Here is a 24,095-nt window from a genome sequence, read left to right as displayed (position 1 = left end):
ATCTCTGAGGGACCGTTGGACTGATCGAGTCCTCGCCTCTCGTTCGGCTCGTCCTGGTTGCGTGCCGATAATGGACATTATGTCATTTCACGCGACTGAGGGCGCCCCCACCGAGGTCATCGAGCCTCCAGGGCGGCTGTCGGCCACCGCACCTCCGCGCTGACGCGCGGCACCTCGGGCGGCGCCCGCGGTCCGCGGTGCGGACGGGTGTGCCGTTGTGCCTCCGGTCGACGTCGCCGCTTTCGATGTGCCGCGCCGGGCCGGATCCGATCTGTCGTATTTCTGAACGCCTGGGTCACATGCACCAGTTTCGATGCCGGTGGCGAGCGATCCCCTGACTGACGACGAATCGGCGGGCGACCTGACCGCGGCGATGCTCGCGTCGACGAACGCGCGACGGGCTCACCGACGGCCTGGCGCACCCGGTGCCGCTCCCCCGCCACTGGCGGTTCGAGCCTTGTCAGTTCGATCTCTAACCGTTAGAGTTCGAATCATGGACGCACCGAGCAGCCCGCGAACCACCAGCCTGGACCTCTTTCGCTGGATCGGTTGGGCGCAGCGCAAGGCAGGCGAGGACTGGATCCGGGCGCGGAAGCTGAGCCACGAGCAGGCGTTCGTCATCGGCTACCTGGTGCAGAACCCCGGTGCCATCCAGCGCGACATCGCTTCCGTGACCCGCACGAGCGCGGCGAGCGTCTCGAGCCTCCTCCAGGGACTTGAGCGTCGAGGTCTCGTCGAACGCCGCACCGAACCCGGGAACGAACGCAGCAAGCGCGTCTATGCGACGCCCGAGGGCAGTGCGCTCGTGGCCGGGTTCGACGACGCGATCGCGGCCGTCGACGAGGCCATCCTCGCCCCGCTCGACCCGTCCGAACGAGCCACCCTGCACGCCCTGCTTGCCAAGATCGCCGCGGAGCTGCCGCAGCCGACGCGCGACTGAGCGCCCTCCCGCGGCACGGCCGCGTGGACCTCCCACCCCACACCCCACTCCTCCGCCGCGCCTGCTTTCTGCCGGCGCGCGCGCTCGAGCCTGCCCGGAAGAAGCAGCCATGAGCACTCCCACCTCCACCGTCCCGGCCGCCGCCGTCGGCACCGACCACTGGTACCTCGCCACCGCACCGATCGTCCGCGCCCTGGTGCACCTCTGCGTGCCGATGGCCGCCGCCCTGATCGTCAGCGCCCTCTACAACGTCATCAACGCCGGCTTCATCGGGGCGCTCCACGACACCTCGCTGCTGGCCGCCGTCACGCTCGGGTCACCGCTGCTCGTCTTGGTCATGGCGGTGGGCGGGGTGTTCGGCACGGGAGGCGGCGCGCTCATCTCCCGCCTGCTCGGAGCAGCGGAGCGGGAGCCGGCACAGGCCGGGCAGATCAAGCACGTCGCCTCGTTCGCCGTCTGGGGCGCGGTTGTCGTGGGCGCCGTGCTCGGGGCCGCCGGGATGCTGCTGCGGGCCCCGCTGGTGCGGCTGCTCGGCGCAGATGCCGCCGCCGCACACGCCACGAGCGCTTACGCCACGGTTCTGCTCGCGTTCGTCCCCGTGCTCGCGGCGGCCTTCTGCCTCGAACAGCTCGTCCGGGCAGAGGGTGCGGCACGGCAGGTGATGATCGGGCTGGTCACCTCCACGGTCGCGAACGTCGTCCTCGATGTCGTGTTCATCCTCGTCCTGGGGTGGGGGGTCGGCGGAGCTGCCCTGGCGGTCGGCCTCGCCAACGTCGTCACCGTGGCCTACTTCGCCACCTGGTTGGCGCGGCACAGCGCACACATCAGCCTCGCGCCCCGCTGGTTCACGCTCGCGCCCGCCGTGCTGAGACCCGTGTTCGGCGTGGGTGTCGGCGAGCTGGTCCAGTCCGCGTTCATGATCGTCACCGCGCTCGTCCTGAACAACCTCGCCGCTGCGTACGGCGACGGCCCGCTCGCGGCGATGGGCGTAGCGGTCCGCATCGCGCAGGTACCTGAATTCGTGCTCATGGGCATCACGCTCGGCGTCCTGCCGCTGCTCGCCTACACGTACGGCCGTGGAGACCGCCAACGCCTGATGTCGGCGCTACGCACCTCCGCGATAGCGGTCGGTGCCTTCGGAATCGTCTTCTCGACCGCGGTGCTGGTGTTCCGCGAGCAGGTCTTCGCCGCGTTCGTCGCTGACCGCTCGGTCCTCGCCATCGGCGTCACGTTCCTCACCGCCCAGCTCGTCGCGATGCTCGCCAACGGGTTCAGCGGCCTGATCACGTCGCTGTTCCAGGCCACCGGGCGTGCGCTGGCTGCGACCACGATGTCGGCGACCCACGGCCTGCTGTTCATCCCGGTCGTCCTGCTCGGCAAGCTCTGGTTCGGACTGTCCGGCATCGTCTGGGCTCTGACCGTCACAGAGTTCGCCGTGCTCGTCGTCGGCGTCGGGCTGTGGCTCGCGACTCGTCACGCGATCAGCCGTGGACTCGACCAGGGCAGCGCGGATCGAGCGGCGCACGTGCTTGAGCCCACCGGGACCTGAGGTCACGGTGTCGGTCGTCCGTCGGGATTCGTGCTCGCGTGGACGAGTCGGACGAGCCGCTGAGGCCGGAGCGCCTCGTGCTCCTGCCACGACCCGTCCGGCACCACCTCTGCTTCGTTCGCCGAACGCTCCAGTCGCCAGCCGGTGCGCGACAGGACGTCCTCGACATCAGTTGCCGAGAACGTCGAGCGCCACGGCTCACCGGACGTGCCCGCGACCGCGGACACCGCCTCGGCGTACGCCTGTCCGGCCGGGTCCCGCTCGCTCGGCGGCACGATGCAGTCGAAGACGAGGTGCGACCCGGGCGCCAGGGCAGACAGCTGCCCGAGGACGCGTTCGACCTGGGGGAGGTCCAGGTACATCACGGTTCCGAGCCAGGAGACGACGACCGGGCGCTCGAGGTCGCCCCCCGCGGCCGCGAGTGCAGCGGGCACATCTGCCGTCGCCAGGTCGAGCGGGACCGCTGCTCCGACGTCCTCGATCTCCGCCGCGGCGAAGGCTGACGCGCGCCAGCGCAGGACCGTCGGGAGATCCACCAGCCACGTCCTCGTCGATGCCTGCAGCCGATGGCCGGAGGAGTCCAGGCCGGCGCCGAGGACCACGTACTGGTCCGTCGACGAGCGGCGAGCGATCTGCTCGGCGAAGCGGCTGCGGACGACTGCGCTCAGCCGAGCGGCGGCGAGAACCGGTTCACGGGGAGCCGCCAGCTGGTAGTCGAGGGGCGAGGAACCGACAGCGCGACACAGCGCGAGCGCTTGCGCGTCCACCAGGAGGGGCGTCGGGCCGTCGACCAGGAGGTGCGCGGCGCGAGCTGCTGCCGACATCAACGCCGTCGGGCTGGGGACAGAGAGTGCTTCCATCTCAATGAACTATCACGAACGCGGCACCGACCTCCGGAGCCACGCCGTGCCGATGGCGTGCTTTCACCCTTCTGAGCAGCGTCGACCGGGTCCGCTCCCCCGCATCGCTCTCGTCGGCCATGATGACCGCGCGGCCCGATGGGTGCCGAGTCGCTGCCGCCCGGAGCCTCAGTCCCGGGCTTCGAGGCCCGCGATGACCACGTCCAGCAAGATGCCCGCGCGGTCCTCCCAGTCGGGGCCGGGCTCGAGTCGCCACAAGAACCCGAGGACCAGGAGGAGCTCTTCCGGCGCGATGTCCGACCGCAGCGCGCCGGCCCGCGCGCCCGCACCCAGGATCGTGTCGAGGGCACGCACGACCGGGCCGTAGCTCTCGCCGTGCAGCTGCTCGCTCGTGGTCGCGCGAAGGACCTCGGTCAAGCCGTGCTTGACCAGCCCGAATCGTCCGAGGCGGAGGCACCACGTCCGCAGCGCGTCGACGGGGCTCGCGCCGACGAGCAGCTCCTCGGCCGACGCGACGAGCTCGGTGACGTCGTGGCGGTAGACCGCCATGACGAGCGCCTCGCGATCGGGGAAGTGGCGGTAGAGGGTCCCGGGTCCGACCCCTGCCCGCTTGGCGATGGCGTTCAGGGACACAGCGCTGTCCCCCTCGAGCGCATCTGCCGCGACCGCGAGGATCCGCTGCCTGTTCTCGTGCGCGTCGGCGCGCATCTCGAGCGCCATGACGCCCCCTCCCGATCGACTAAGTGGAGAGGTCTCCGGTACTGTCGTCGACGTACCGGAGATATCTCCGGTTCTCACTCTACCCGTGGGAGAACCCATGTCTGCATCCATCGACGGCAAGGTCGTCGCCATCACCGGCGCGAGCAGCGGGATCGGCGAAGCGACCGCGAGGCTGCTCGCGGCTCGCGGGGCCCGCGTGGTCCTGGGCGCCCGTCGGCCCGGACCGCTGGTCGAGCTCACCGAGAGCATCGAGCGCGCCGGCGGTCGGTCCATCTGGCGCGCTACCAACGTCGCGCGCCGCGCCGACGTCCAGGCCCTCGTCGACCTCGCGGTGGAGCACTTCGGCCGCCTCGACGTCTTCGTCAGCAATGCCGGCGTGATGCCCATCTCACCGCTCGACGAGCTGCGGGTGGACGACTGGGACCGCATGGTCGACGTCAACATCAAGGGGGTCCTGCACGGCATCGCCGCAGCGCTGCCCGTGTTCCGCGCGCAGTCGTCCGGGCACTTCGTGACGACCGCCTCGACCGCCGGGTTCAAGACCGTGCCCAACCAAGCCGTGTACTCGGGCACCAAGTTCGCCGTCCGGGCCATCTGCGACGGCCTGCGCCAGGAGGCGGGCGCGAGCATCCGGGTTTCGGTCGTCTCCCCGGGGATCGTGTCGACGAGCTTCGCCGACAGCATCCCCGACGAGCGGCTTCGCGCCGCGCTCGCGGACCTCCGCGACGAGATCGCCCTGAGCCCTGTCGCCGTCGCCGAGGCCATCGCCTTCGCCGTGTCGTGCCCTCCCGAGGTCGATGTGAACGAGATCGTGCTGCGCCCGACGGCGCAGGCCTGACGGTCACGGGTGGTGCGCTGGACGACCTCTCCCCCGGCGCCCGCGCCGGCCGATCTCGGGCTGGCACGTGGTGATCCCCTGTGGCGGGCGTGCGGGCGCGGGGACGGAGGTCCCCTGGTGAGGTGGTTGACCCTCCCTACGGTGGGCCAGGGCGGACAAGCCCCGGGCGCCGGTGATGGCCGGCCCGTCTTCGAGAGACTCGGGGTGGTCCAGATGGTCGGGACGCAGGCGCCGTCAACCGTGGGCGCCACGAGCGGGCGCACGGACCACCGCGGGACGTCGCTGCTGCCGCTGTCCGGGCTCGCCGTGGAGGTCCCCGACGTCATCACGGCGTCTGGGTGCGTGCTGCGGACGGCCGACGGCCGGGAGCTGGTCGACTTCGAGTCGGGGGTCTGGTGCGCGAACCTCGGGCACGGGCACCCGGCGGTGACGTCGGCGCTGGTCGACCAGGCGCTCGCCGTTGCGCACGTGGGCTACCGGTGGTCGCATCCGGTCGTCATGCGGGCTCGCGCGAGGTTGTGCGAGGTGACGGGGGTGCCGGACGGTCGGGCTGTGCTCCTCGCCTCCGGCAGCGAGGCGGTCGAGCTGGGGCTGCGGATCGCGTCGGCGGTGACTGGCCGGGACGGCGTGCTGCGGTTCTCCGGTCACTACCTGTCCGCGTTCGGGGCGGCGGGGGCGCCGGGGACGGGCCGGCAGCTGACCGTCGAGGAGCTCGACGCTATGAGCGGCGCGGAGCGCAGGGACGCCCTCGCACGCGTCGCCGCGGTCGTGCTCGAGCCCGGCAACTCGTCCGGCCTGGTCCGGCTGCCCGACGCCGAACGGGTCGCGCGCGTGGTCGACGCGGTGCGCGCGGCCGGAGGGCTGCTCGTCGTGGACGAGGTCACCACCGGCTTCGGCCGGACCGGGCGCTGGTTCGGGTTCCAGCACCTGGGCGTGCGCCCGGACGTCGTCGCTGTCGGCAAGGGGGCTGGGAACGGCTACCCGGTCAGCGCCGTCGTGGTCACCCGCGAGGTCGCCGACCGGGTCGAGCAGGCGGGACTTCGGTACGCGCAGTCGCACCAGGACGACCCGCTCGGCGCCGCGGTCCTGCTCGCGGTCATCGAGGCCATCGAGTCGGAGGACCTGCTGTCGGCCGCGGTCGACCGCGGGGCGCAGCTGACGTCCGGACTGGCCGCGCTCGCCGCGTCCGGCCACGGTGTGCGGGCTGTGCGCGGCCGCGGGCTGATGTGCGCGTTCGACGTCGCACCCGGCACCGCCGCGCAGACGCAGTCGTCGCTGCTCGACAGCGGCTACCTCGTCGGCGCCCACCTCGCGCACGACACGATCCGCGTGTACCCACCGCTGGTTGTCACCCCCGCGCAGATCGACGGGTTCCTGGACGCGGTGCGGGCGCGCACCTGACCGTCTGACCGCGCCGATCCGGCGTGCGCCACCGACGGTTCCAGGACCCCGCGGAGGGCCGGGCGGGGTACAATAGAGACCTGCGAATTCGCAGGTCAGCGCCTATTTCTGGGGTCTACGTGAACCGTTCTGTACAGACCGTCGACGACGTCATGGAGCTGCTCGACCTGCTCTTCGCGGAGCAGGCCGACCGGTGGACCGACCGCGGCGGGGCGGCCTGGTGGGACACGTTCTACACCGACCGTGACCGGTCGGTGCCGTTCTTCCGCAGCGCCCCGGACGAGAGCCTCGTGGCGTGGCACGACGAGGGTCTGCTGCCGATCGGGCCGGGCACCCGCGTGCTCGAGCTGGGGTGCGGCCCTGGTCGCAACGCCGTGTGGCTCGCGCAGCAGGGCGCCGAGGTCGACGCGCTCGACCTGTCGGACACCGCACTGACCTGGGCGCGCGAACGGGCCGACGAGGCCGGTGTCTCCGTGCGCTTCGTGCAGGCCGACATCTTCGCGTGGCCTGACGGGCACGAGCCCTACGACGTGGTCTACGACAGCGGCTGCTTCCACCACCTGCCCCCGCACCGGCGCGTGAGCTACCGGTCGCTGCTCGAGGCGATGGTGCGCCCCGGCGGCCACTTCGCGCTCTCGTGCTTCGCCGCCGGCGCGATGGGGACGCAGGCGCCCGACGTCGACCTGTACCGCACGGGCAGCCTGGCGGGCGGCCTGGCCTACTCCGACGACGAGCTGCGCACCACGTTCGACTGGCTCGACGAGCTCGCGCTGCGCCGCATGCACGCCCAGCCGGACGACTCCGCGACCTTCGGCGAGCCGTTCCTGTGGGCAGGGCTCTTCCGGCGCTGACGGGCCGACTGCCGATCGGCGTCTGCGCACCGTGCACTCTCCTGGCCCGGCGCGGGACTGACCCGGCTCAGGACTCCGGGGCGGAGATGTCGAGCTCGAACCGCAGCTCAGCGCGCGACGGGTCACGAGGGAGCGTCTGCCGGGCACCGGTGGCGACGAAGCCGAGCGCCTCGCACACACCGAGAGCGGGCACGTTGTCCTCCGCCGCCCACAGCGACACCGTCGTCGCCCCGGCCGCGCGGGCCTCGGCGATGACGGTCCCCACGAGCGCCGACGCGACGCGGCGACGGCGGTGCTCCGGGTCCACCCACAGGCTCACGACGTGCCGGTCGTCGATCGGCGAACCCGGCTCGGTGAGCATCGACACGAGACCCAGCGGCTCCTCGACACCGTCGACACGGGCCACGAACCACGGGCTCCCGCGCAGCCGCATGCGCCAGTGCGGCTCCTTGAAGCGCTGGTCGCGGGCGAGCGATGACCCGAAGGTGTGCGGGCTCTGCCACAGTGCGCGGAGGCGGACGTCGCGGAGCACGCCCCACTGGTCCTCGGACAGCCGCTCGACTCGGATCACGCGTTCAGCATGCATGACGCCCTCAGCGACCCCTGTCCTCGACGCGCCGAACGACGGCTAGCACGGCGGCGACCCGGAGGACGACCCCGGCACCCACCGCGTCAGCTCACGGGCAGCGGATCCGCCGGGGTCAGGCGCAGGTACTCGACGTCCGGGCACTGCTCGCGCATCACGCGGTCGACGAGGGTCTTGCCGGGCGGGCTGAGCACGCCGTCGTGGATCGGGACGACGACACGCGGCGTGATCGCACGCACGTAGTCGACCGCCTCCGAGATCTTCAACCAGGGGGCGCCCACGGGCGTCAGCAGCGTGTCGACGGTGCGCCCGTCAGGCACCGTGAACGAGTCACCCGGGTGCAGCAGCGCCTCGTCGATCAGGTAGGCGACATTGGGGACGAGCGGGATGTCGGGGTGCACCACGGCGTGCCAGCTGCCGAAGACCTCGACGTCGAAGCCGGCCGCGTCCACACGGTCCCCGAACGTCACACCGTGCAGGCGCTCGTCGACAGCGGTCCCGTCAGCGAGCATCAGCACGACGTCGGGCGGTGCCCAGACCTCCAGCGCGGGGTTCACGTCGAGGACCTGACGCAGCGCGGACACGTCGACGTGATCGGGGTGGGCGTGCGTCAGCAGCACCGCCTGGGCGCCGTCCAGCGCCCGTGCGTCGCTCAGCACCCCGGGGTCGATCACGAGCCGACGGCCGTCCCGCTCGAGCCGCACGCACGAGTGCCCCCAGGACGTCAGGTCGGTCGTCATCTCCCCAGCATCGACGCCCGCGCACGCCCCCGCCAACGCACCGTGCCACCGACGCCCTGTCCCTCCGGCGCGCAGGAGCCCACCGGAGGGACAGGGTCGGACGTCAGGAGACGACCATCACCAGGTCGCCGCCCTCGAGCTGCTGGACCGCGCCGATCGCGAGCCGCTGCACCTTGCCCGCGACGGGCGTGGTGATCGCGGCCTCCATCTTCATGGCCTCGACCGTCGCGACGGTCTGACCGGCCTCGACCCGCATGCCCTCCTGGACCACGGGCGTCACGGCGCCGGCGAACGGGGCGGCGATGTGCCCGGGCGTGCCGGGGTCGGCCTTCTCGGCCATCGCCACGTCCACCTCGACCGTGCGGTCGCGGACCTGCAGCGGACGGATCTGACCGTTGAGCGTGAACATCACCGTGCGCATGCCGCGCTCGTCCGGCTCACCCACTGCCTCGAGCCCGACGAGCAGCCGCACGCCCTTGCCGAGCTCGATGTCGACCTCGTCGCCGTTGGTCATGCCGTACAGGTAGCGCGTCGTGTCGAGCACGCTGACGTCGCCGTACGAGGCGCGGAACGTCTCGAACTCCTTGGTCGGCCCGGCGAACAGCAGGTGGTTGAGGCGGTCGCGACGTGTCGCGGAGTCGCCGGCCAGGTCGGCGTGGTCCTGCTCGGACAACGGCGTGACCTTGGTGCGGACTGTGCGCCCGGCCAGCGCCTTCGAGCGGAACGGCTCGGGCCAGCCGCCAGGCGGGTCGCCCAGCTCGCCCGAGAGGAAACCGACCACCGAGTCGGGGATGTCGAACTCCTGCGGGTTCGCGGCGAAGTCCGCCGGGTCCGCGTGGCGTGCCACGAGGTGCAGCGCGAGGTCACCGACGACCTTCGACGACGGCGTGACCTTGACGAGCCGGCCGAGGATCCGGTCCGCCGCGGCGTACGTCTCCTCGATCTGCTCGAACTGCCCGCCGAGACCCAGCGCGATCGCCTGCTGGCGCAGGTTCGAGAGCTGGCCACCGGGGATCTCGTGGTCGTAGACGCGCCCCGTGGGGCCCGGCAGGCCCGACTCGAACGGACGGTAGAGCCGACGCACGGCCTCCCAGTACGGCTCGAGGTCGCACACCGCCCGCAGCGACAGCCCCGTGTCGCGCGGCGTGTGCTCGAGCCCCGCGACGAGGGCCGACATCGGCGGCTGGCTCGTGGTGCCGGCCATCGCGGCGCTCGCGGCGTCGACCGCGTCGACCCCGGCCTCGACCGCGGCCAGCAGCGTGGCCATCTGGCCGCCCGTCGTGTCGTGCGTGTGCAGGTGCACGGGCAGGTCGAACCGGTCACGCAGAGCTGACACCAGGCGGGTCGCGGCTGCCGGGCGCAGCAGGCCCGCCATGTCCTTGATCGCCAGCACGTGAGCGCCGGCCTCGACGATCCGGTCCGCGAGCCGCAGGTAGTAGTCGAGGGTGTAGAGGTCCTCGGCGGGGTCGAGCAGGTTGCCGGTGTAGCACAGCGCGACCTCGGCGAGCGGCGTCCCCGCTTCGCGCACAGCGTCGATCGCCGGGCGCATCTGCTCGACGTCGTTGAGCGCGTCGAAGATGCGGAAGATGTCGATGCCGGTCGCGGTCGCCTCGCGGACGAACGCCGCCGTGACCGCCGTCGGGTACGGCGTGTATCCGACCGTGTTGCGGCCGCGCAGCAGCATCTGCAGCGCCAGGTTCGGCATGGCCTCGCGCAGCGACGAGAGCCGCTCCCACGGGTCCTCACCGAGGAAGCGCAGCGCCACGTCGTAGGTCGCGCCGCCCCACGCCTCGACCGAGAGCAGCTGGGGCAGCAGCCGGGCCTCGGTGGCGCTGACCGCGAGCAGGTCGTGCGTCCGCACCCGGGTCGCGAGGAGCGACTGGTGGGCGTCGCGGAACGTCGTGTCGGTCACGGCCACCGCGGTCTGGGCACGCAGCGCCTGCGCGAAGCCCTCGGGACCGAGCTCGAGCAGCCGCTGCCTGCTGCCCGCGGGCGCCGGTGCGGCGAGGTCGACACGGGGCAGCTTGAGCCGCGGGTCGACCGCGTCCGCGGGCCGGGCGCCGTTCGGACGGTTGACCGTCACGTCGCCCAGGTACGACAGCAGGCGCGTGCCACGGTCGGCGCTTTCCCGGGCTGCGAGCAGCTCGGGGCGCTCGTCGATGAACGACGTGGAGATGTGCCCGGCAGCGAACTCGGGGTCGGCCAGCACGGCCTGCAGGAACGGGATGTTGGTCCGCACCCCGCGGATGCGGAACTCGGCGAGCGCACGCCGCGCCCGGCGCACAGCGGTCGGGAAGTCCCGGCCGCGGCACGTGAGCTTGACCAGCATCGAGTCGAAGTGGCCCGAGATCTCGGAGCCCGCCGACGCGGTCGCGCCGTCGAGCCGGACCCCGGCGCCGCCCGGCGAGCGGTACGCGATGATCCGGCCGGTGTCGGGCCGGAAGCCGTTCGAGGGGTCCTCGGTCGTGATGCGGGTCTGCAGCGCGCAGCCGTTGATCCGGATCGAGTCCTGGTCGATGCCCAGATCCGCGAGGCTCTCCCCCGCGGCGATCCGCATCTGCGACGACACCAGGTCGATGTCGGTGACCTCCTCGGTCACCGTGTGCTCGACCTGGATCCGCGGGTTCATCTCGATGAACACGTGCTCGCCCGCACGGTCGCCCACGGTGTCGAGGAGGAACTCGACCGTGCCCGCGTTCTGGTACCCGATGCTGCGGGCGAACTTGACCGCGTCGCGGCACAGGGCGTCACGCACGGCCGGGTCGAGGTCGGGGGCCGGGGCGATCTCGACGACCTTCTGGTGGCGGCGCTGGAGCGAGCAGTCCCGCTCGTACAGGTGCACCACGTTGCCCTGGCCGTCGGCGAGGATCTGGACCTCGATGTGGCGGGGGCGCAGCACGGCCCGCTCGAGGAACACGGTCGGGTCGCCGAACGCGGCGTCGGCCTCGCGCATCGCGGCGGCCAGCGCCTCGGGCAGCTCGGCCGGGGTGTTGACGCGGCGCATGCCGCGGCCGCCACCGCCCGCGACGGCCTTGACGAAGATCGGGAAGCCGACCTCGTCGGCCGAGGCGATCAGCTCGGTCACGTCCGCGGACGGGGCCGAGGACGGCAGCACGGGGATGCCGGCCTCGCGTGCTGCCTGGAGCGCGCGCACCTTGTTGCCGGCGAGCTCGAGCACCTCGGGCGGCGGCCCGATGAAGGTCAGACCCGCGGCCTCGGCCGCGCGGGCCAGCGCGGGGTTCTCCGACAGGAAGCCGTACCCGGGGTAGATCGCGTCCGCACCGGCGTCGAGCGCGACGCGGATGATCTCCTGGATGTCGAGGTAGGCGCGCACGGGGTGACCCGGGGTGCCGATCGGGTACGCCTCATCGGCCTTGAGCCGGTGCTCGGAGTTGCGGTCCTCCTGCGGGAAGACGGCCACGGTCCGGGCACCCAGCTCATATGCGGCGCGAAACGCGCGCACGGCGATCTCGGCACGGTTGGCTACGAGCACCTTGGAGAACACGACTCACCCCATTCGTTTGGTTCGTGAGCACCGTAGCGGGCCGCTTCCAGCGACGACGCGACGAACCGCATGGCGAAACGGCTCAGCCGATGATCCCACGGCCGGGTTTCGTCGAGGGCTCCTGAGCCCGCTACCGTGAGCGCCGTGCTGGTGCTGGGTGTGTGCAGTCTCAAAGGTGGCGTGGGCAAGACGTCGGTGACCCTCGGGCTGGCTTCGGCCGCGCTCGAGCGCGGCCTGCGCACCCTCGTCGTCGACCTCGACCCCCAGGGGGACAGCACGCTCGCGCTGGGCGTGGGAGCGGGTGACCACCTCGACGTGGCCGCGGTGCTGGACGACCCGTCGGCCGAGACCGTGCGCGCCGCCACCGCGCCGAGCAGCTGGGCCGACGAGGGCCTCGACGTGCTGGTCGGGTCCGCGGCCTCGGCACGGCACGACGGCGCCGACGAGAGCGGCCGTGACCTCGACCGTCTCCGCTTCGCGCTCTCCTGGGTCGCCGGCTACGACCTCGTGCTGCTCGACTGCCCGCCCTCGCTGGGCGGCCTGACCCGGGCCGGCCTCACGGCGTGCGACCGGGCCGTGGTCGTCACCGAGCCGGGCCTGTTCTCCGTCATGGCGGTGGGTCGCGCGATGCGCACGATCGACGAGCTGCGACGGGGCGCCGCGCCGTCGCTCCAGCCGCTGGGTGTCGTGGTCAACCGGGTGCGGGCCCGGTCGGTCGAGCAGGCGTTCCGGCTCGAGGAGCTCCGCTCGCTCTACGGCCCGCTCGTGCTGAGCCCGATGCTTCCGGAGCGTGCCGCGCTCCAGCAGGCGCAGGGTGCCGCCCAGCCCGTGCACGCCTGGCCCGGTGCCGCGGCGGCGGAGCTCTCCCAGGCGTTCGACGACCTGCTGGACCGCGCGCTGCGCGCACCGTCCACGCGCTGACCGCCGCGTCGGCGGGTCGCGGGGCTCAGCCCGCGGTGCGGGCCCGGCGCCGTGCCGCGAGGTCGTCCTCGACCTTCGCGGTGTCGTCGTGCGACTCGTCGGCCCGCTCGGTGGGGAGCGCGGCGAGCGTGCCCTCGACCTCGCGCCAGACACGACCTACGGCGATCCCGAACACGCCCTGCCCGCCCTGCACCAGGTCGATGACCTCGTCCGCCGAGGTGCACTCGTACACGCTCGCACCGTCCGACATCAGGGTGATCTGGGCCAGGTCGTCGACACCGCGCTCACGCAGGGTGCTCACCGCGGTGCGGATCTGCTGGAGCGAGACGCCCGTGTCGAGCAGCCGCTTGACGACCTTGAGCACGAGGATGTCGCGGAAGCTGTAGAGCCGCTGCGTGCCGGACCCCGTCGCGGGACGGATCGTGGGCTCGACGAGCCCGGTCCGCGCCCAGTAGTCGAGCTGGCGGTAGGTGATGCCCGCCGCGCGGCACGCCGTGGGGCCCCGGTACCCGGTCGTGATGTCCAGGTCGGGCAGCTCGTCTCCGAAGAGCAGCCCCTGGGCGCGCTGAGGCACGCCACCCGCGGCCTCTACGCTGTCACCGGTGCCGCTCACGGGGTCCTCCACTCGCTGCCGTCATCCGTCCAGGCGGTGTGCCCGGCCGGTCGTCGCGGTGCGTGACCTCGGGCTTCGGATGTCTGGTCGCCACGCTAGGCCCGCACCTGGGGGTCGTCAACGACGTCGCCCGGCGCGCCGCGACGGAGTGTCGCGAGGGCGAGTCTCACGTTCGACCTGAGGTCGAAGGTCTGTGCTCACCGACCCTCCCCGCCCGGGTCCTGACCCGTGTCGAAGTCTTCGGGCGTGACCTGCTCGAGGAACTCCCGGAACCGTTCGAGCTCCTGCTCGGCGGGCCCGGCGGACGCCTCGACCCCGGCGATCGCCACCACCTCGGCCGAGCACAGCACGGGGCAGCCGACCCGCACCGCGACCGCGATCGCGTCCGACGCCCGCGAGTCGACCCGACCGCCCGACCCGAGCACGAGCGCGGCGTGGAACACCCCGTGCTCGAGGCTCGTGATCTCGACGCGCCGCAGCACGGTGCCGGCCGCGCTGATGACGTCGCACAGCAGGTCGTGCGTCATGGGACGGCGCGGCACGATGCCGGCCTGCGCGGACGCGATCGCACTGCCCTCGCTGGGCCCGATGACGATGGGCACGAAGAGCTCGGAGGCCGGGTCCAGCAGCAGGACGACGATCTCCTCGTCGACCAGATGCTGCCGCACACCGACCACCTCGACCGGAACCAGCTCCTCGTCCTCCCCCACGTGCCCACGCTACGTCGAGCACGCGAGGTCGGCCCCATGAGTCGAACGCGTGCCCGCACGCTGCGGAGACGTCGCCGTCAGGGGGCCAGCTCGGACACCGCGGCACGCACCAGCGCCGTGTGGAGCTGCGTGCAGAGCTCACCGACCTCGGCTGCGAGGGTGCCCGCACGCGCGCGGGAGGACGGCGCGTGGCGCCCCCGCCACGGCGCCACGATCTGCTCGACGAGATCCGCCTGCCGGTCGGCCGCCGTCCGGAACACCCGCAGGTGGCGGGCGTCGACACCGTGCTCACCGAGCGCGACGGCCAGCACCACGACGTCGCGGGCCCAGGCGTCGAAGTGCCCCGACGCCGTCGGTCGCAGCACCCCCGCCGTCACGAGCCCGGTCACGACTTCGGGGTCGACGCCGGCCTCGCGGGCGAGCGCCTCCGCCGTGAGCCGCGCCCCGGTGGCCGGCGCGGGACGCACACCGTCGCGGGTCGCGAGCTGGGCGCGCAGCGGGACGTCGTCCTCCTCGCCCGCGTCGAGCGCCGCGAGCTGGGCTCCGATGACCTTGAGCGGCACGTAGCGGTCACGCTGCTGGCGCAGCACGTAGCGCAGCCGTTCGATGTCCGCCGGGCTGTACTGGCGGTACCCCGCAGGGGTCCGTACCGGCTGGACCAGGCCCTGCTCCTCGAGGAACCGCAGCTTGGAGTTCGTCACCGCGGGGAACTCGATCTGCAGCGCGGCGAGCACGTCCGAGATACGCATGGTCGCGCGCCGCGATATGCCCCGGGGCCAGGGCTCGACCGGCTGGTCGTCCGCCTCGGCCTCGAGCTCCTGCACCGTCGTCGAGCTCGCCACCCGGGCGTTCGCCGCGCCCCCGCCGTTCCGCACGGAGTGGCCCTCAGCCCTCATGACCCGCGCGCGGGCTGGGGTGGAACGTCATGCGGTACTTGCCGATCTGCACCTCGTCGCCCGGACGCAGCGCGATCGCGTCGATCCGGTTGCGGTTCACGTAGGTGCCGTTGAGCGAACCGATGTCCCGCACCACGAAGTCGTCGCCCTCACGCACGAACTCGGCGTGCTTGCGCGAGACCGTCACGTCGTCCAGGAAGATGTCCGCGTCGGGGCTGCGACCGGCGACCGTGCGCTCGGCGTCGAGCAGGAACCGCGCACCCACGCTCGGGCCCCGCTGCATGACGAGCAGCGCGGAGGTCGGGGGGAGAGCATGCACCGCCGCGAGGGCGTCGCCCGCGAGCCCTGGACCTGAGACGACCTCGAGCTCGGTCGAGTCGATGCTGGAGAACACGGTGGTGTCCGACGCCGAGGGGACATACCCCTGCTCGTGCTCGTCGTGTGCGCTCCGCTGCTGCTCCGGTAGCTGCCGGTCGTTGCTCATGCCGCCTCCCGGGCCTGCTCGTGACTGCGACCCGCCTTCGAGGTCACGCGTGTGCCGACAGCCTATGCGGATGCAGCGCGAACGTGTAGCACCGCGCCGCGCGCCGGACGATCGCAGACGCGGTCGTCAGCTGGACGGTGCCGGCTGAGGTGTCGCGTAGCGGGGCGTCGGCGTCTCCTTGGTGGCGGTCACCTCGACCGTGGCGCCGGTCGAGACGAGTCCGTGCCCGCCGTCGTTGCGCACCGCGGCCAGTGCCCCGCCGACGATGTCGAGGGCGGACGCCATCACGTCCGGATTCCCGATCGCGACCCATCGGTAGGGGGCGTGCAGCACGGTCCCGTCGACCTCGACACCGCCCGCTCCCGGTGCGAAGTAGGTCGTGCCGGTCAGGCGCACGTCGTTGAGCTGGATGGCCTCCGCGCCCGCGTTGCGCAGCGTCTCGAGCACGTTGAGCAACGAGAGGTAGGTGATCGCGCCGTCGGGCTCGGTCAGCGTCAGGACGATCCCGGGACCCTCGGCCGGGAGGCGGCCGGTCAGGATCCCCTGGACCGCCGCGCTGCGGGTCGCCGCGTCGAGCGCCGCCTGCCGGCTGTCCGTCCCCGAGACGAGCTCCTGGCGAGTGGCCTCGAGCTCGGCGATCTCACGCTGGAGGTCGTCGCCCTGGCGGGTCGTCTGATCGAGGATCCCGACCAGCTCGGACTGCCGCAGCGTGGAGAGGCCGTCGTCCCGGGTCTGGCGGAGCTGCGCCACCACGGCGAACCCGAGCAGGGCGCAGAGCAGCGCTGTGAGCAGCTGCGCCCGCGTCAGCCGCGGACGCAGGAGCTGTCGCAGCGTGGCCCACGCGGGCCGGCCGGCCGGTCCGGGCGCAGCCGGTGCAGGCGCCTCGGGGTGCTCCTCGGTGTCGGTGCCGGTGCCGTCGGTGCCCGGCGCGTCGGTCGTGCTCATGCCTTGAACAGGTGACGGCGGATCGAGGCTGCGTTGGAGAAGATCCGGATCCCGAGCACGACGACGACGCCCGTGGAGAGCTGCGACCCCACGCCGAGCTGGTCGCCCAGGAACACGATGAGCGCGGCGACGACCACGTTCGACAGGAACGAGACCAGGAACACGCGGTCGTCGAAGATCCCGTCGAGCATCGCGCGCAGGCCCCCGAAGAGCGCGTCGAGGGCCGCGACCACCGCGATCGGCAGGTACGGCTGGAGGTACACGGGGACCACGGGCTGCACCAGCAGACCCACGACGACCCCGACCACCAGGCCGATGACTGCGATCACGTCAGACTCCCTCTACCGCTCGGTGTGCGCACCGCACCCTGCCACAACTCGTGCCCACGACGGCACCCCACCGGTCGGCAGGGCATCGCCCGACGACCGATCACCCGATCGGCCGTCACCCGCGGGGCCCCGGACCCGCGGCGAGGACCGGCACACCCTCCGGCACGACGGCCGAACGGAACGTGACGGTGGTCGCCCGCGCGAGCGAGAGCGACGTCTGCGGACTGATCTCCACCCCGAGGCCGGGGTCGATGCGCAGCCCCACCATGTACTGGCCGGCCGTGGAGCGTGCGAGCGCGACCTGGAGGTCCTGCGGGTCGCCGATCGCCTCGATCACGTACGGCCCGATGAGGGGGACCACGTCGACCATGATCGAGCCGCCGGCCTCGCGGATCGCGGTCGTGGAGGTCAGCCGCTGGTTGTTCACCGCGACGGCCTCCGCGCCGGCGTCCCACAGCCCGTTCACGACCATCTGGACGTCCCGTTCGAGCACCTTCGCCAGCGCGTCGTCCTCCAGAGCGGCGTCGGGGGGGTCGGTGAGCGTGATGCGCAGTCCCGGGCCCGTCACGGGGACGGCGCCCGAGGCGAGCGAGTCGGCCTCGAGCTGGTCGACGAGCGGCGACCCGGCGGCAGCGAGCACCGATGTCTGCAGCTGCGCGATCTCGGAGGTCAGCTCGGACGACCGTGCGTGCAGGTCCTCCATGTCCGCCGAGCGCTCGAGGATCTGGTCCTCGAGCAGCGTGCGGGCGGCGACGACGGCCGGTTCGGGGGCGCGGAGCGCGAGCGTCGCCGCGGTCGTGCCGAGCCCCAGGGCGAGCGCGACCATCAGCAGCCCGACGGCCCGCGCCGGCGACCTGGCCGGTTCACCGTGCAGCGCTCGGCGGTCGGCCACCATGCGGTAACCCGGGTCCAGCGGTTTGCTGACGACCTCGTGGAGCAGCGTCATCGACGCGTCGACGGGCCGCCGGGCACCTTCCGAGGTCATGGCACGGCTCGGACGTCGGCGCCCCGGGCGTCTGCGGACAGCAGGTGCCAGGCCTGGACCACGTAGAGCACACCGGCGAACCAGTACAGGGCGATCCCCCACCAGGCGAAGGCCCAGCCGAGCACGAGCGCGACCGTCCCCACGGGCGCGGGCCACTCCGCGAGGAGCAGCAGGGGGAACGCGTACAGCAGCGCGAACGTCCCGGCCTTGCCCGCCAGATGAACCGGCAGCGGCCCGTAGCCTCGGCGCGCGAGCACCCCGAGCATCCCGAGCAGCAGCAGGTCGCGCAGCACGATCGCGACCAGGAGCCACCACGGCACGACGTCACGCCACGCGAGCCCGATGAGCGTGACGAGGATGAACAGGCGGTCGGCCGCGGGGTCGAGCATCTGCCCGAGCTTCGAGACCTGCCCCAGCCGCCGTGCGAGCACCCCGTCGAGCCAGTCGCTGGCGCCCGAGACCGCGAGCACCAGGAACGCCCAGCCGTCCTCGCCCGTTGCGATCAGCACCGCGAACACCGGCACCAGGAGCAGCCTCGCGAGGCTGATCGCGTTGGGCACCGTCAGCACGCGGTCAGAGACGGCCGCCTTCTCCGCCACTGCGTCCCCTGTCGTCGTAGATCTCACCGAGAGTCGATCTTAGGCGGCTCGGACCCGTTGTCGTCCCGCCGCGCGGGCGCGCGACGTCCGGCGTACGGTCGATGCGCAGTTCCACCGGAGCATCAGCCACGAGAGGGGTGCCGCATGGGCATCGATGACAAGGCGAAGAACGCCGCGCAGGACGCCGCGGGCAAGATCAAGGAGGGCGCCGGGAAGGCGACCGACGACGAGAAGCTCGAGACCGAGGGGCGCGGCGACCAGATCAAGGCCGACGTCAAGCAGGCCGGCGAGAAGATCAAGGACGCGTTCAAGCACTGACGGTCCGCGCCGCGGGTGTGGTTCGCTGGGCACGTGGCTCACATCAACGACACCGAGGTGGTCCGGCGGCTCCTGACGAGCCCGGGCCGCTGGGCGGTCGTGGGCCTGTCGGCGAACCGCACCCGCGCGGCGTGGGGTTTGGCCGAGTTCGTGCAGGGCACCCTCGGTCACGAGATCGTCCCCGTGCACCCACGGGCCGAGACCGTGCACGGCTCCCCCGGCGTCCCGGACCTCGACAGCGTGCCTCGCCCGGTCGACGTGGTCGACGTGTTCGTCAACTCGGACCGCGCGGGCGCCGTCGTCGACCAGGCGATCGCGACGGGCGCCGGCGCCGTCTGGCTCCAGCTCGGGGTTGTCGACGAGGACGCTGCCGCCCGGGCGCGCGACGCAGGGCTCGACGTGGTGATGGACGCCTGCCCCGTCATCGAGGCGCACCGGCTCGGCATCGCCTGACGCGCGCGGTGTCCGGTCTCACACGTGCCCGCACCGCATGCCCCTGACCTGCGACGACGCTGGGATCAGGCCGCCAGGGGCGCCCCGTGTGCGCCAGGTCACCACCGGACCACCCCCGATCGACGCTAGACTCGCACCGAACCTGGAGTTCGTCGCGCCTCCCTCGTGCCTGTGTACCGGCCTCACCGCCGTGGATGTGTTCGGGACTGCGACCTTCGGGACGGCCCCCCTGGCCGGCCCGCACGCGACTCCCAAGCAATCCGAACGGTGCCATTCACACATGACGTCCTTGCCTTCTGCTGCCCTGCCCACGACCGAGTCGTCGGACGCAGCACCCAGCGTGACCTTCGCCGACCTCGGCCTGCCGGCAGCCCTCGAGCGCGCCATCGCCGACCTCGGCTTCACGATCCCCTCCGCGATCCAGGCCGAGGCCATCCCCGCGCTGCTCGCGGGTCGCGACATCACCGGTGTCGCCCAGACCGGCACGGGCAAGACCGCCGCGTTCGGCCTGCCGCTGCTCGCCGCGGTCGACCCGTCGCTGCGCGAGGTCCAGGCGCTCGTCCTGACCCCGACGCGTGAGCTCGCGATGCAGGTCGCCGAGGCGATCGAGACCTTCGCCAAGCACCTGCCCGGTGTCGAGGTCGTCGCGGTGTACGGCGGCTCGCCGTTCCTCCCGCAGCAGCGTGCGCTGGCCCGCGGCGCACAGATCGTGGTCGGCACCCCCGGCCGGGTGATCGACCACCTCGAGCGCCACACGCTGCGGCCCGACAACATCCGCTTCCTGGTGCTCGACGAGGCCGACGAGATGCTCCGCATGGGCTTCGCCGAGGACGTCGACAAGATCTTCAACACGACCCCCACGGACCGCCAGGTCGCGCTGTTCTCCGCGACCATGCCGCCCGCGATCCGCCGCGTGGCCAACCAGCACCTCAACAACCCCGTCGAGGTCGCCGTGTCGCGGCAGTCGTCGACGGTCACGAGCGTGCACCAGACCTACGCGGTCGTGCCCTACCGCCACAAGGCCGGTGCGCTGGCCCGCGTCCTGGCCGTCTCCGACGCCGACGCGGCGATCGTCTTCGTCCGTACCCGCGGTGCGGCCGAGGAGGTCGGCAACGCGCTGGTCGAGCGCGGCATCTCCGCCGCGCACATCTCGGGTGACGTCGCCCAGGGCGACCGCGAGAAGATCGTCGAGCGGCTGCGCAACGGCTCGCTCAACGTGCTCGTCGCGACCGACGTCGCGGCCCGTGGCCTCGACGTCGACCGCATCGGCCTGGTCGTCAACTTCGACGCCCCGGGTGAGCCCGAGGCGTACGTGCACCGCATCGGCCGCACGGGCCGCGCCGGCCGCACCGGCGAGGCGCTGACCTTCGTCACGCCGAGCGAGCAGCACCGCCTGCGCGCGATCGAGCGCACCACGCGCCAGCGCCTCGAGGAGATCCAGATCCCCTCCCCCGCCGACGTCTCGGCGCACCGCGTCCAGCGGCTGCTGGGCAGCGTGGCAGAGCGGGTCGAGGCCGGGCGTCTGGACCTGTACCGCACCACCGTCGCCGCGTTCCTCGCGGAGAACCCCGAGGTCGACCCGGTCGAGCTCGCCGCGGTGCTCGCGGCGCTCGCGGTGGGCGACACGGGCCCCTCGGCCCGCCCGACGCACGGCGACGACATCGACGACGCGCTGAGCCGCGCCTCGCTGTCGCCCGAGCGTGGCGACCGCCACGAGCGCTCGGCACGCCCGTCCTCCGACGGGCCGCGTCGCGCCACGCACCGTCCCGACGGTGCCACGCGCTACCGCGTCGCGGTGGGTCACACGCACGGCGCCCAGGCCGGTGCGATCGTCGGTGCGCTCACCAACGAGGGCGGCCTGACGGGCAAGGATCTCGGCAAGATCGACATCTACGGCAGCTTCTCGCTCGTCGAGATCACCGCGAGCCTCAGCCCCGAGGCGTTCGACCGCATCGGACGCGCCCGTGTCGCTGGACGCCCGCTGCGCATGCGCCTCGACGAGGGCCCCGGCCCCCGTGCGGGTCAGGGCGCGTCGCGTCCCGCCGGTGCGCACCGCACCGAGCACCGCGGCGACCGTCCCGACTCGCGCGACCGTCGTCCGCGCCAGACCACGGGTCGCTGACCGACCCGCGTCCCACCACGCAGCGCACGAAGGCGCTCGGCCCCGCTCACCGCAGGGCCGAGCGCCTGCGTGCGTCCGGCTGCGTCTGCGCCCGCAGCAGGGCGATGTCGGCCTCGCGCAGCGCGTCGTCCGCGTCGTGGTAGCGCCGCACCCCCGCGAGCACGCCCACGGCCAGGTCCGCGCCGAGGTCGAGCTGCAGGTGCGTCAGGAGGTCCTCGACGCGGGTCGGGTCGCCGCCGCTGCCGACGTCGTCGATGAGCATCGCGAACTCGTCCTGCCCCAGGCGTGCCGCCGTGTCACCGTCGAACGTCGCCCCCCGGAGCCTGCGGATGACCTCGCCCCGGAGCAGCAGCTCGTCGTCCGCGGAGGCGTCGGCGTGCTCGAGCCGCACGAGGACCACAGCGCAGTCGTAGTCGGTCGACCGACGCGCCCTCTTGATCGCGGTCCCCAGCCGTTCGAGGAACAGCATCCGGTTGGCCAGCCCCGTCTCGGGGTCGTGCAGCGCGTTGCGGCGCAGCGCGAGCTCTTGCTCCTTGCGCTCGGTCATGTCGACGAGCGCACCGACGAGCCGGGCGGGGCAGCCCGCGTCGTCGAGCACGGTGACCGCGCGGCACATCATCCAGCGGTAGTCCCCGTTCGACGTCCGCACGCGGTGCTCGAGCTCGAGCGGGACGCGGGCGCCGCCGAGCTGCGCCGCGATCGCCGCCGAGAGCTCGTCACGGTCGTCGGGGTGCACCCGCTCGAGCCACTCTGTCGGTGAGCTGCCGATCTCCTCGTCCTGGTAGCCGAGCACCTGCTTCCACCGGGGCGAGAAGTAGACGGCGCCCGCCGAGACGTCCCAGTCCCAGGTGCCGTCCTGCGCGGCCATCGAGGCCAGCGCGTACCGCTCCTCGCTCGCGCGGACCTTGTCGGCGAGCGAGCGCTCGCGGGCCGCGGCCTGCTCGAGCGCGCGGCGCTGCTCGCGGAGCGAGCCGAGCAGCCGCTCCTGGTCGAGGGCGACCGCGAGCAGCGCCGCCCAGTGGTTGAACTTGTCCCGGGCGCTCGTCATCCTTGCCTCGACCGTGCCCTCGATCGCGAGCAGGCCCCAGTCGCTGCCTGCGACGCTGACCGGGATCACGAACGTGAGGTCGCCGCTCGGCCCGTTCGCGGCCCGGCCCAGCGCCGCGGGCGGGAACTGGCTCGCCGGGCTTCGCGAACCGATGAGCCGCGAGAGCGTGCCCGAGGTGTCGTACACGCCCACGACCTCGACCTCACGGTCGCCCGGGGCCCGCTCGCGCCCGACCCAGAGCCCGAGGCACGCAGGGCCGCGCACGGCGCGCGGCAGCCAGGTGAGCGCACGCGGGCTGGTGCCCTTGCCGCGCAGCAGGTCCATGTCGACCTCGTACTGGTCCGCGATCGTCCGCTCGAGGTGCCCGCTGCGGGCGAGCAGCGGCCGCACGCAGCCCTTCGTGAGCGCCAGCAGGACCTCGGTCGCGACCCGCCGCACCGTCCCCACGTGCGGCGATCCGGGTGGCAGCGCTTCCATCGTCTCGGCCTCGAGGTCCCGCACCACCGACACCAGCTGCTCGAGGGCCTCGGGGTGCGGCTGCAGCGCCGACGTGAGGTCGGCGAGCCGTGCCAGGGCGGTCGGGGTCGGCACGGCGCCGCGCTCGGCCGCGACGGCCAGCGGCTCGGCCACGCCGTGGCACCAGCTCGCCCGGGCGTCCTCGTGGGGCCGTCGGCCGGCGCCGGTCGACACGGCACCACCGAAGCCCGCGTCGGCGACGGTGCGCAGCCGCACCTGGGCAGGGCTGCCGCCGCGCTCGTCGCCGGGCCCGGCGACGTCCGCGGCACCCGCTGCTGTCTCCCCGCAGCCGCAGGACTCCCGGGTCAAGAGCGTGGTGGGCGACCGGTGCGTGCCCGCGGCGACGTCCTCACCGCGCATCTTCGCCAGGAGGAGCGTGACGGCGAGCTCGCCGAGCCGGTCGTTGTGGGGGTCGACGGTCGACAGCCGCGGCGAGAACCGGGCTCCGCTCTCGGTGTGGTCGAACCCGACGACGGCCTGGTCGCGGGGCAGCACGAGGCCGTTGGCCCGCAGCGCCCGCAGGAAGCCGATGGCCGCCCGGTCGGTGGCCGCCACCGTCGCGGTGGTCGGCGCCCCGCCCGCCAGGAAACGCGCCGCGGCGTCCGCTCCGCCCGGCTCATGGTTGTCGAGCGTCTCGTAGAACCACTCGGGCGCGGGCTCGATGCCGTGCTCGGCCAGGGTGTCCCGGTACGAGACGTAGCGTTCGCGCAGGTCACGCTGGGCGATGTTGCCCACGAAGCCGATCCGCGTATGGCCGTGCTCGAGCAGGTGCAGCACAGCGGCACGCACACCCCCCGCGTTGTCTGGCACGACCACCGGTGCGGGCAGCGTCGTCTCGTCCTCGCTCACGAGCACGACGGGTCGGCCCCACCCCTGCACCGAGGCCAGCCGGTCGTGCCGCACGGCCTTCGCGATCACGATGATCCCGTCCACGGCTCCGAGCGCGACCGGGACCTCGAGCAGCGGCTCGTCGGGGTAGCGCTCGCGGTCGAGGCCGGCGGGGTAGGTCTGGACCGCGACCACGCGGTGCCCTGCGCTGCGGGCCGCGCGGGCGATGCCGGCGATGAGCCCTCCGAAGTAGAAGCCCCCGACCACAGGCGAGAGGACCCCGATGGTGCGTCGTGCGCTCAGCGGTACGTGCCCGCGCCTGATGGTGCTCACCATGC

General features: G+C 72.8%; 23 protein-coding genes. 9 read left to right on the top strand and 14 right to left on the bottom strand.

The genetic code is table 11. The annotated features are described in order from the left end of the window. Nucleotides 1–493: 493 nt before the first annotated feature. Together ACGIF2_RS01020 and ACGIF2_RS01015 are read left to right on the top strand one after the other, a co-directional pair. Nucleotides 494–940 carry a MarR family winged helix-turn-helix transcriptional regulator gene (locus ACGIF2_RS01020; protein ID WP_396042553.1) on the top strand — a complete coding sequence of 149 codons (447 nt, stop codon included), beginning with the start codon at nucleotides 494–496 and terminating at the stop codon, nucleotides 938–940. A 109-nt stretch (nucleotides 941–1,049) separates the two neighbouring features. Continuing rightward, a complete protein-coding gene (locus tag ACGIF2_RS01015) occupies nucleotides 1,050–2,489 on the top strand; it encodes an MATE family efflux transporter (protein WP_396042551.1) in 1,440 nt (479 codons plus the stop codon). Between the two features lie 2 nt (nucleotides 2,490–2,491). Here the strand turns inward: ACGIF2_RS01015 and ACGIF2_RS01010 are convergent, their stop codons facing one another. Further along, complete coding sequence (locus ACGIF2_RS01010; protein ID WP_396042549.1) at nucleotides 2,492–3,349, bottom strand: class I SAM-dependent methyltransferase; 858 nt, start codon at nucleotides 3,347–3,349, stop codon at nucleotides 2,492–2,494. 168 nt (nucleotides 3,350–3,517) lie between these two features. Beyond that, on the bottom strand, nucleotides 3,518–4,069 hold the full coding sequence (locus ACGIF2_RS01005) for a TetR/AcrR family transcriptional regulator (protein WP_396042547.1): 552 nt from the start codon (nucleotides 4,067–4,069) through the stop codon (nucleotides 3,518–3,520). A 97-nt stretch (nucleotides 4,070–4,166) separates the two neighbouring features. Here ACGIF2_RS01005 and ACGIF2_RS01000 point away from each other — a divergent pair, with 97 nt between their 5' ends. From ACGIF2_RS01000 to ACGIF2_RS00990, 3 genes are all read left to right on the top strand, one after another. After that, entirely contained in the window at nucleotides 4,167–4,907 is a 741-nt protein-coding gene (locus ACGIF2_RS01000) for an SDR family oxidoreductase (RefSeq protein ID WP_396042545.1), read from the top strand. 213 nt (nucleotides 4,908–5,120) lie between these two features. Then, nucleotides 5,121–6,308, top strand: a complete 1,188-nt coding sequence (locus tag ACGIF2_RS00995) for an aspartate aminotransferase family protein (RefSeq protein WP_396042543.1) — start codon at nucleotides 5,121–5,123, stop codon at nucleotides 6,306–6,308. 119 nt (nucleotides 6,309–6,427) lie between these two features. Further along, nucleotides 6,428–7,159 (top strand): class I SAM-dependent methyltransferase, encoded by a 732-nt coding sequence (locus tag ACGIF2_RS00990; protein ID WP_396042541.1) that lies wholly within the window; start codon nucleotides 6,428–6,430, stop codon nucleotides 7,157–7,159. 67 nt (nucleotides 7,160–7,226) lie between these two features. On the opposite strand, the gene ACGIF2_RS00985 is transcribed toward ACGIF2_RS00990, so the two are convergent. The 3 genes from ACGIF2_RS00985 to ACGIF2_RS00975 form a co-directional block, all read right to left on the bottom strand. Then, nucleotides 7,227–7,730 (bottom strand): GNAT family N-acetyltransferase, encoded by a 504-nt coding sequence (locus ACGIF2_RS00985; protein ID WP_396042539.1) that lies wholly within the window; start codon nucleotides 7,728–7,730, stop codon nucleotides 7,227–7,229. A 101-nt stretch (nucleotides 7,731–7,831) separates the two neighbouring features. Beyond that, the gene (locus ACGIF2_RS00980; protein WP_396042537.1) at nucleotides 7,832–8,485 is read right to left on the bottom strand and encodes an MBL fold metallo-hydrolase; all 654 of its coding nucleotides are present in this window, start codon (nucleotides 8,483–8,485) and stop codon (nucleotides 7,832–7,834) included. Nucleotides 8,486–8,588: 103 nt separating this feature from the next. Further along, complete coding sequence (locus ACGIF2_RS00975; RefSeq protein WP_396042535.1) at nucleotides 8,589–11,990, bottom strand: pyruvate carboxylase; 3,402 nt, start codon at nucleotides 11,988–11,990, stop codon at nucleotides 8,589–8,591. Nucleotides 11,991–12,134: 144 nt separating this feature from the next. On the opposite strand from ACGIF2_RS00975, the gene ACGIF2_RS00970 reads away from it, so the two are divergent. Then, a complete protein-coding gene (locus ACGIF2_RS00970; protein WP_396043328.1) occupies nucleotides 12,135–12,911 on the top strand; it encodes a ParA family protein in 777 nt (258 codons plus the stop codon). Between the two features lie 25 nt (nucleotides 12,912–12,936). Here ACGIF2_RS00970 and ACGIF2_RS00965 read toward each other — a convergent pair whose 3' ends face one another. The 8 genes from ACGIF2_RS00965 to ACGIF2_RS00930 all read right to left on the bottom strand — a co-directional run bounded on the left by ACGIF2_RS00965 (nucleotide 12,937) and on the right by ACGIF2_RS00930 (nucleotide 18,472). Continuing rightward, nucleotides 12,937–13,524, bottom strand: coding sequence for a MerR family transcriptional regulator (locus ACGIF2_RS00965; RefSeq protein WP_396042533.1), 588 nt, complete (start codon nucleotides 13,522–13,524; stop codon nucleotides 12,937–12,939). Nucleotides 13,525–13,721: 197 nt separating this feature from the next. Continuing rightward, the gene (locus ACGIF2_RS00960; protein WP_396042531.1) at nucleotides 13,722–14,234 is read right to left on the bottom strand and encodes a bifunctional nuclease family protein; all 513 of its coding nucleotides are present in this window, start codon (nucleotides 14,232–14,234) and stop codon (nucleotides 13,722–13,724) included. A gap of 77 nt (nucleotides 14,235–14,311) precedes the next feature. Continuing rightward, on the bottom strand, nucleotides 14,312–15,076 hold the full coding sequence (locus ACGIF2_RS00955; protein WP_396042529.1) for a MerR family transcriptional regulator: 765 nt from the start codon (nucleotides 15,074–15,076) through the stop codon (nucleotides 14,312–14,314). A 43-nt stretch (nucleotides 15,077–15,119) separates the two neighbouring features. Continuing rightward, the gene (locus tag ACGIF2_RS00950) at nucleotides 15,120–15,614 is read right to left on the bottom strand and encodes an FHA domain-containing protein (RefSeq protein ID WP_396042527.1); all 495 of its coding nucleotides are present in this window, start codon (nucleotides 15,612–15,614) and stop codon (nucleotides 15,120–15,122) included. A 126-nt stretch (nucleotides 15,615–15,740) separates the two neighbouring features. Then, a complete protein-coding gene (locus ACGIF2_RS00945) occupies nucleotides 15,741–16,559 on the bottom strand; it encodes a DUF881 domain-containing protein (protein ID WP_396042525.1) in 819 nt (272 codons plus the stop codon). After that, complete coding sequence (locus tag ACGIF2_RS00940; RefSeq protein WP_396042523.1) at nucleotides 16,556–16,888, bottom strand: small basic family protein; 333 nt, start codon at nucleotides 16,886–16,888, stop codon at nucleotides 16,556–16,558. Before ACGIF2_RS00940 ends, ACGIF2_RS00945 begins: the two co-directional genes overlap by 4 nt. A 115-nt stretch (nucleotides 16,889–17,003) precedes the next feature. Next, a complete protein-coding gene (locus tag ACGIF2_RS00935; RefSeq protein WP_396042521.1) occupies nucleotides 17,004–17,873 on the bottom strand; it encodes a DUF881 domain-containing protein in 870 nt (289 codons plus the stop codon). Then, nucleotides 17,870–18,472, bottom strand: coding sequence for a CDP-alcohol phosphatidyltransferase family protein (locus ACGIF2_RS00930; RefSeq protein WP_396042519.1), 603 nt, complete (start codon nucleotides 18,470–18,472; stop codon nucleotides 17,870–17,872). Before ACGIF2_RS00930 ends, ACGIF2_RS00935 begins: the two co-directional genes overlap by 4 nt. A 144-nt stretch (nucleotides 18,473–18,616) precedes the next feature. Between ACGIF2_RS00930 and ACGIF2_RS00925 the strand changes: the two genes are divergently transcribed. The 3 genes from ACGIF2_RS00925 (at nucleotide 18,617) to ACGIF2_RS00915 (ending at nucleotide 21,365) form a co-directional block, all read left to right on the top strand. Continuing rightward, nucleotides 18,617–18,790: a CsbD family protein gene (locus ACGIF2_RS00925; protein WP_396042517.1), complete on the top strand. Its 174-nt coding sequence runs from the start codon at nucleotides 18,617–18,619 to the stop codon at nucleotides 18,788–18,790. A gap of 33 nt (nucleotides 18,791–18,823) precedes the next feature. Then, on the top strand, nucleotides 18,824–19,243 hold the full coding sequence (locus ACGIF2_RS00920) for a CoA-binding protein (RefSeq protein WP_396042515.1): 420 nt from the start codon (nucleotides 18,824–18,826) through the stop codon (nucleotides 19,241–19,243). Nucleotides 19,244–19,523: 280 nt separating this feature from the next. Continuing rightward, nucleotides 19,524–21,365: a DEAD/DEAH box helicase gene (locus tag ACGIF2_RS00915; protein ID WP_396042513.1), complete on the top strand. Its 1,842-nt coding sequence runs from the start codon at nucleotides 19,524–19,526 to the stop codon at nucleotides 21,363–21,365. Between the two features lie 46 nt (nucleotides 21,366–21,411). Here the strand turns inward: ACGIF2_RS00915 and ACGIF2_RS00910 are convergent, their stop codons facing one another. Beyond that, on the bottom strand, nucleotides 21,412–24,093 hold the full coding sequence (locus ACGIF2_RS00910) for a substrate-binding domain-containing protein (RefSeq protein WP_396042511.1): 2,682 nt from the start codon (nucleotides 24,091–24,093) through the stop codon (nucleotides 21,412–21,414). Nucleotides 24,094–24,095: the final 2 nt, after the last annotated feature.

The sequence above is a fragment of the Cellulomonas sp. P22 genome (assembly GCF_044392165.1).
This window is presented reverse-complemented; position numbering and strand designations above follow the sequence as displayed.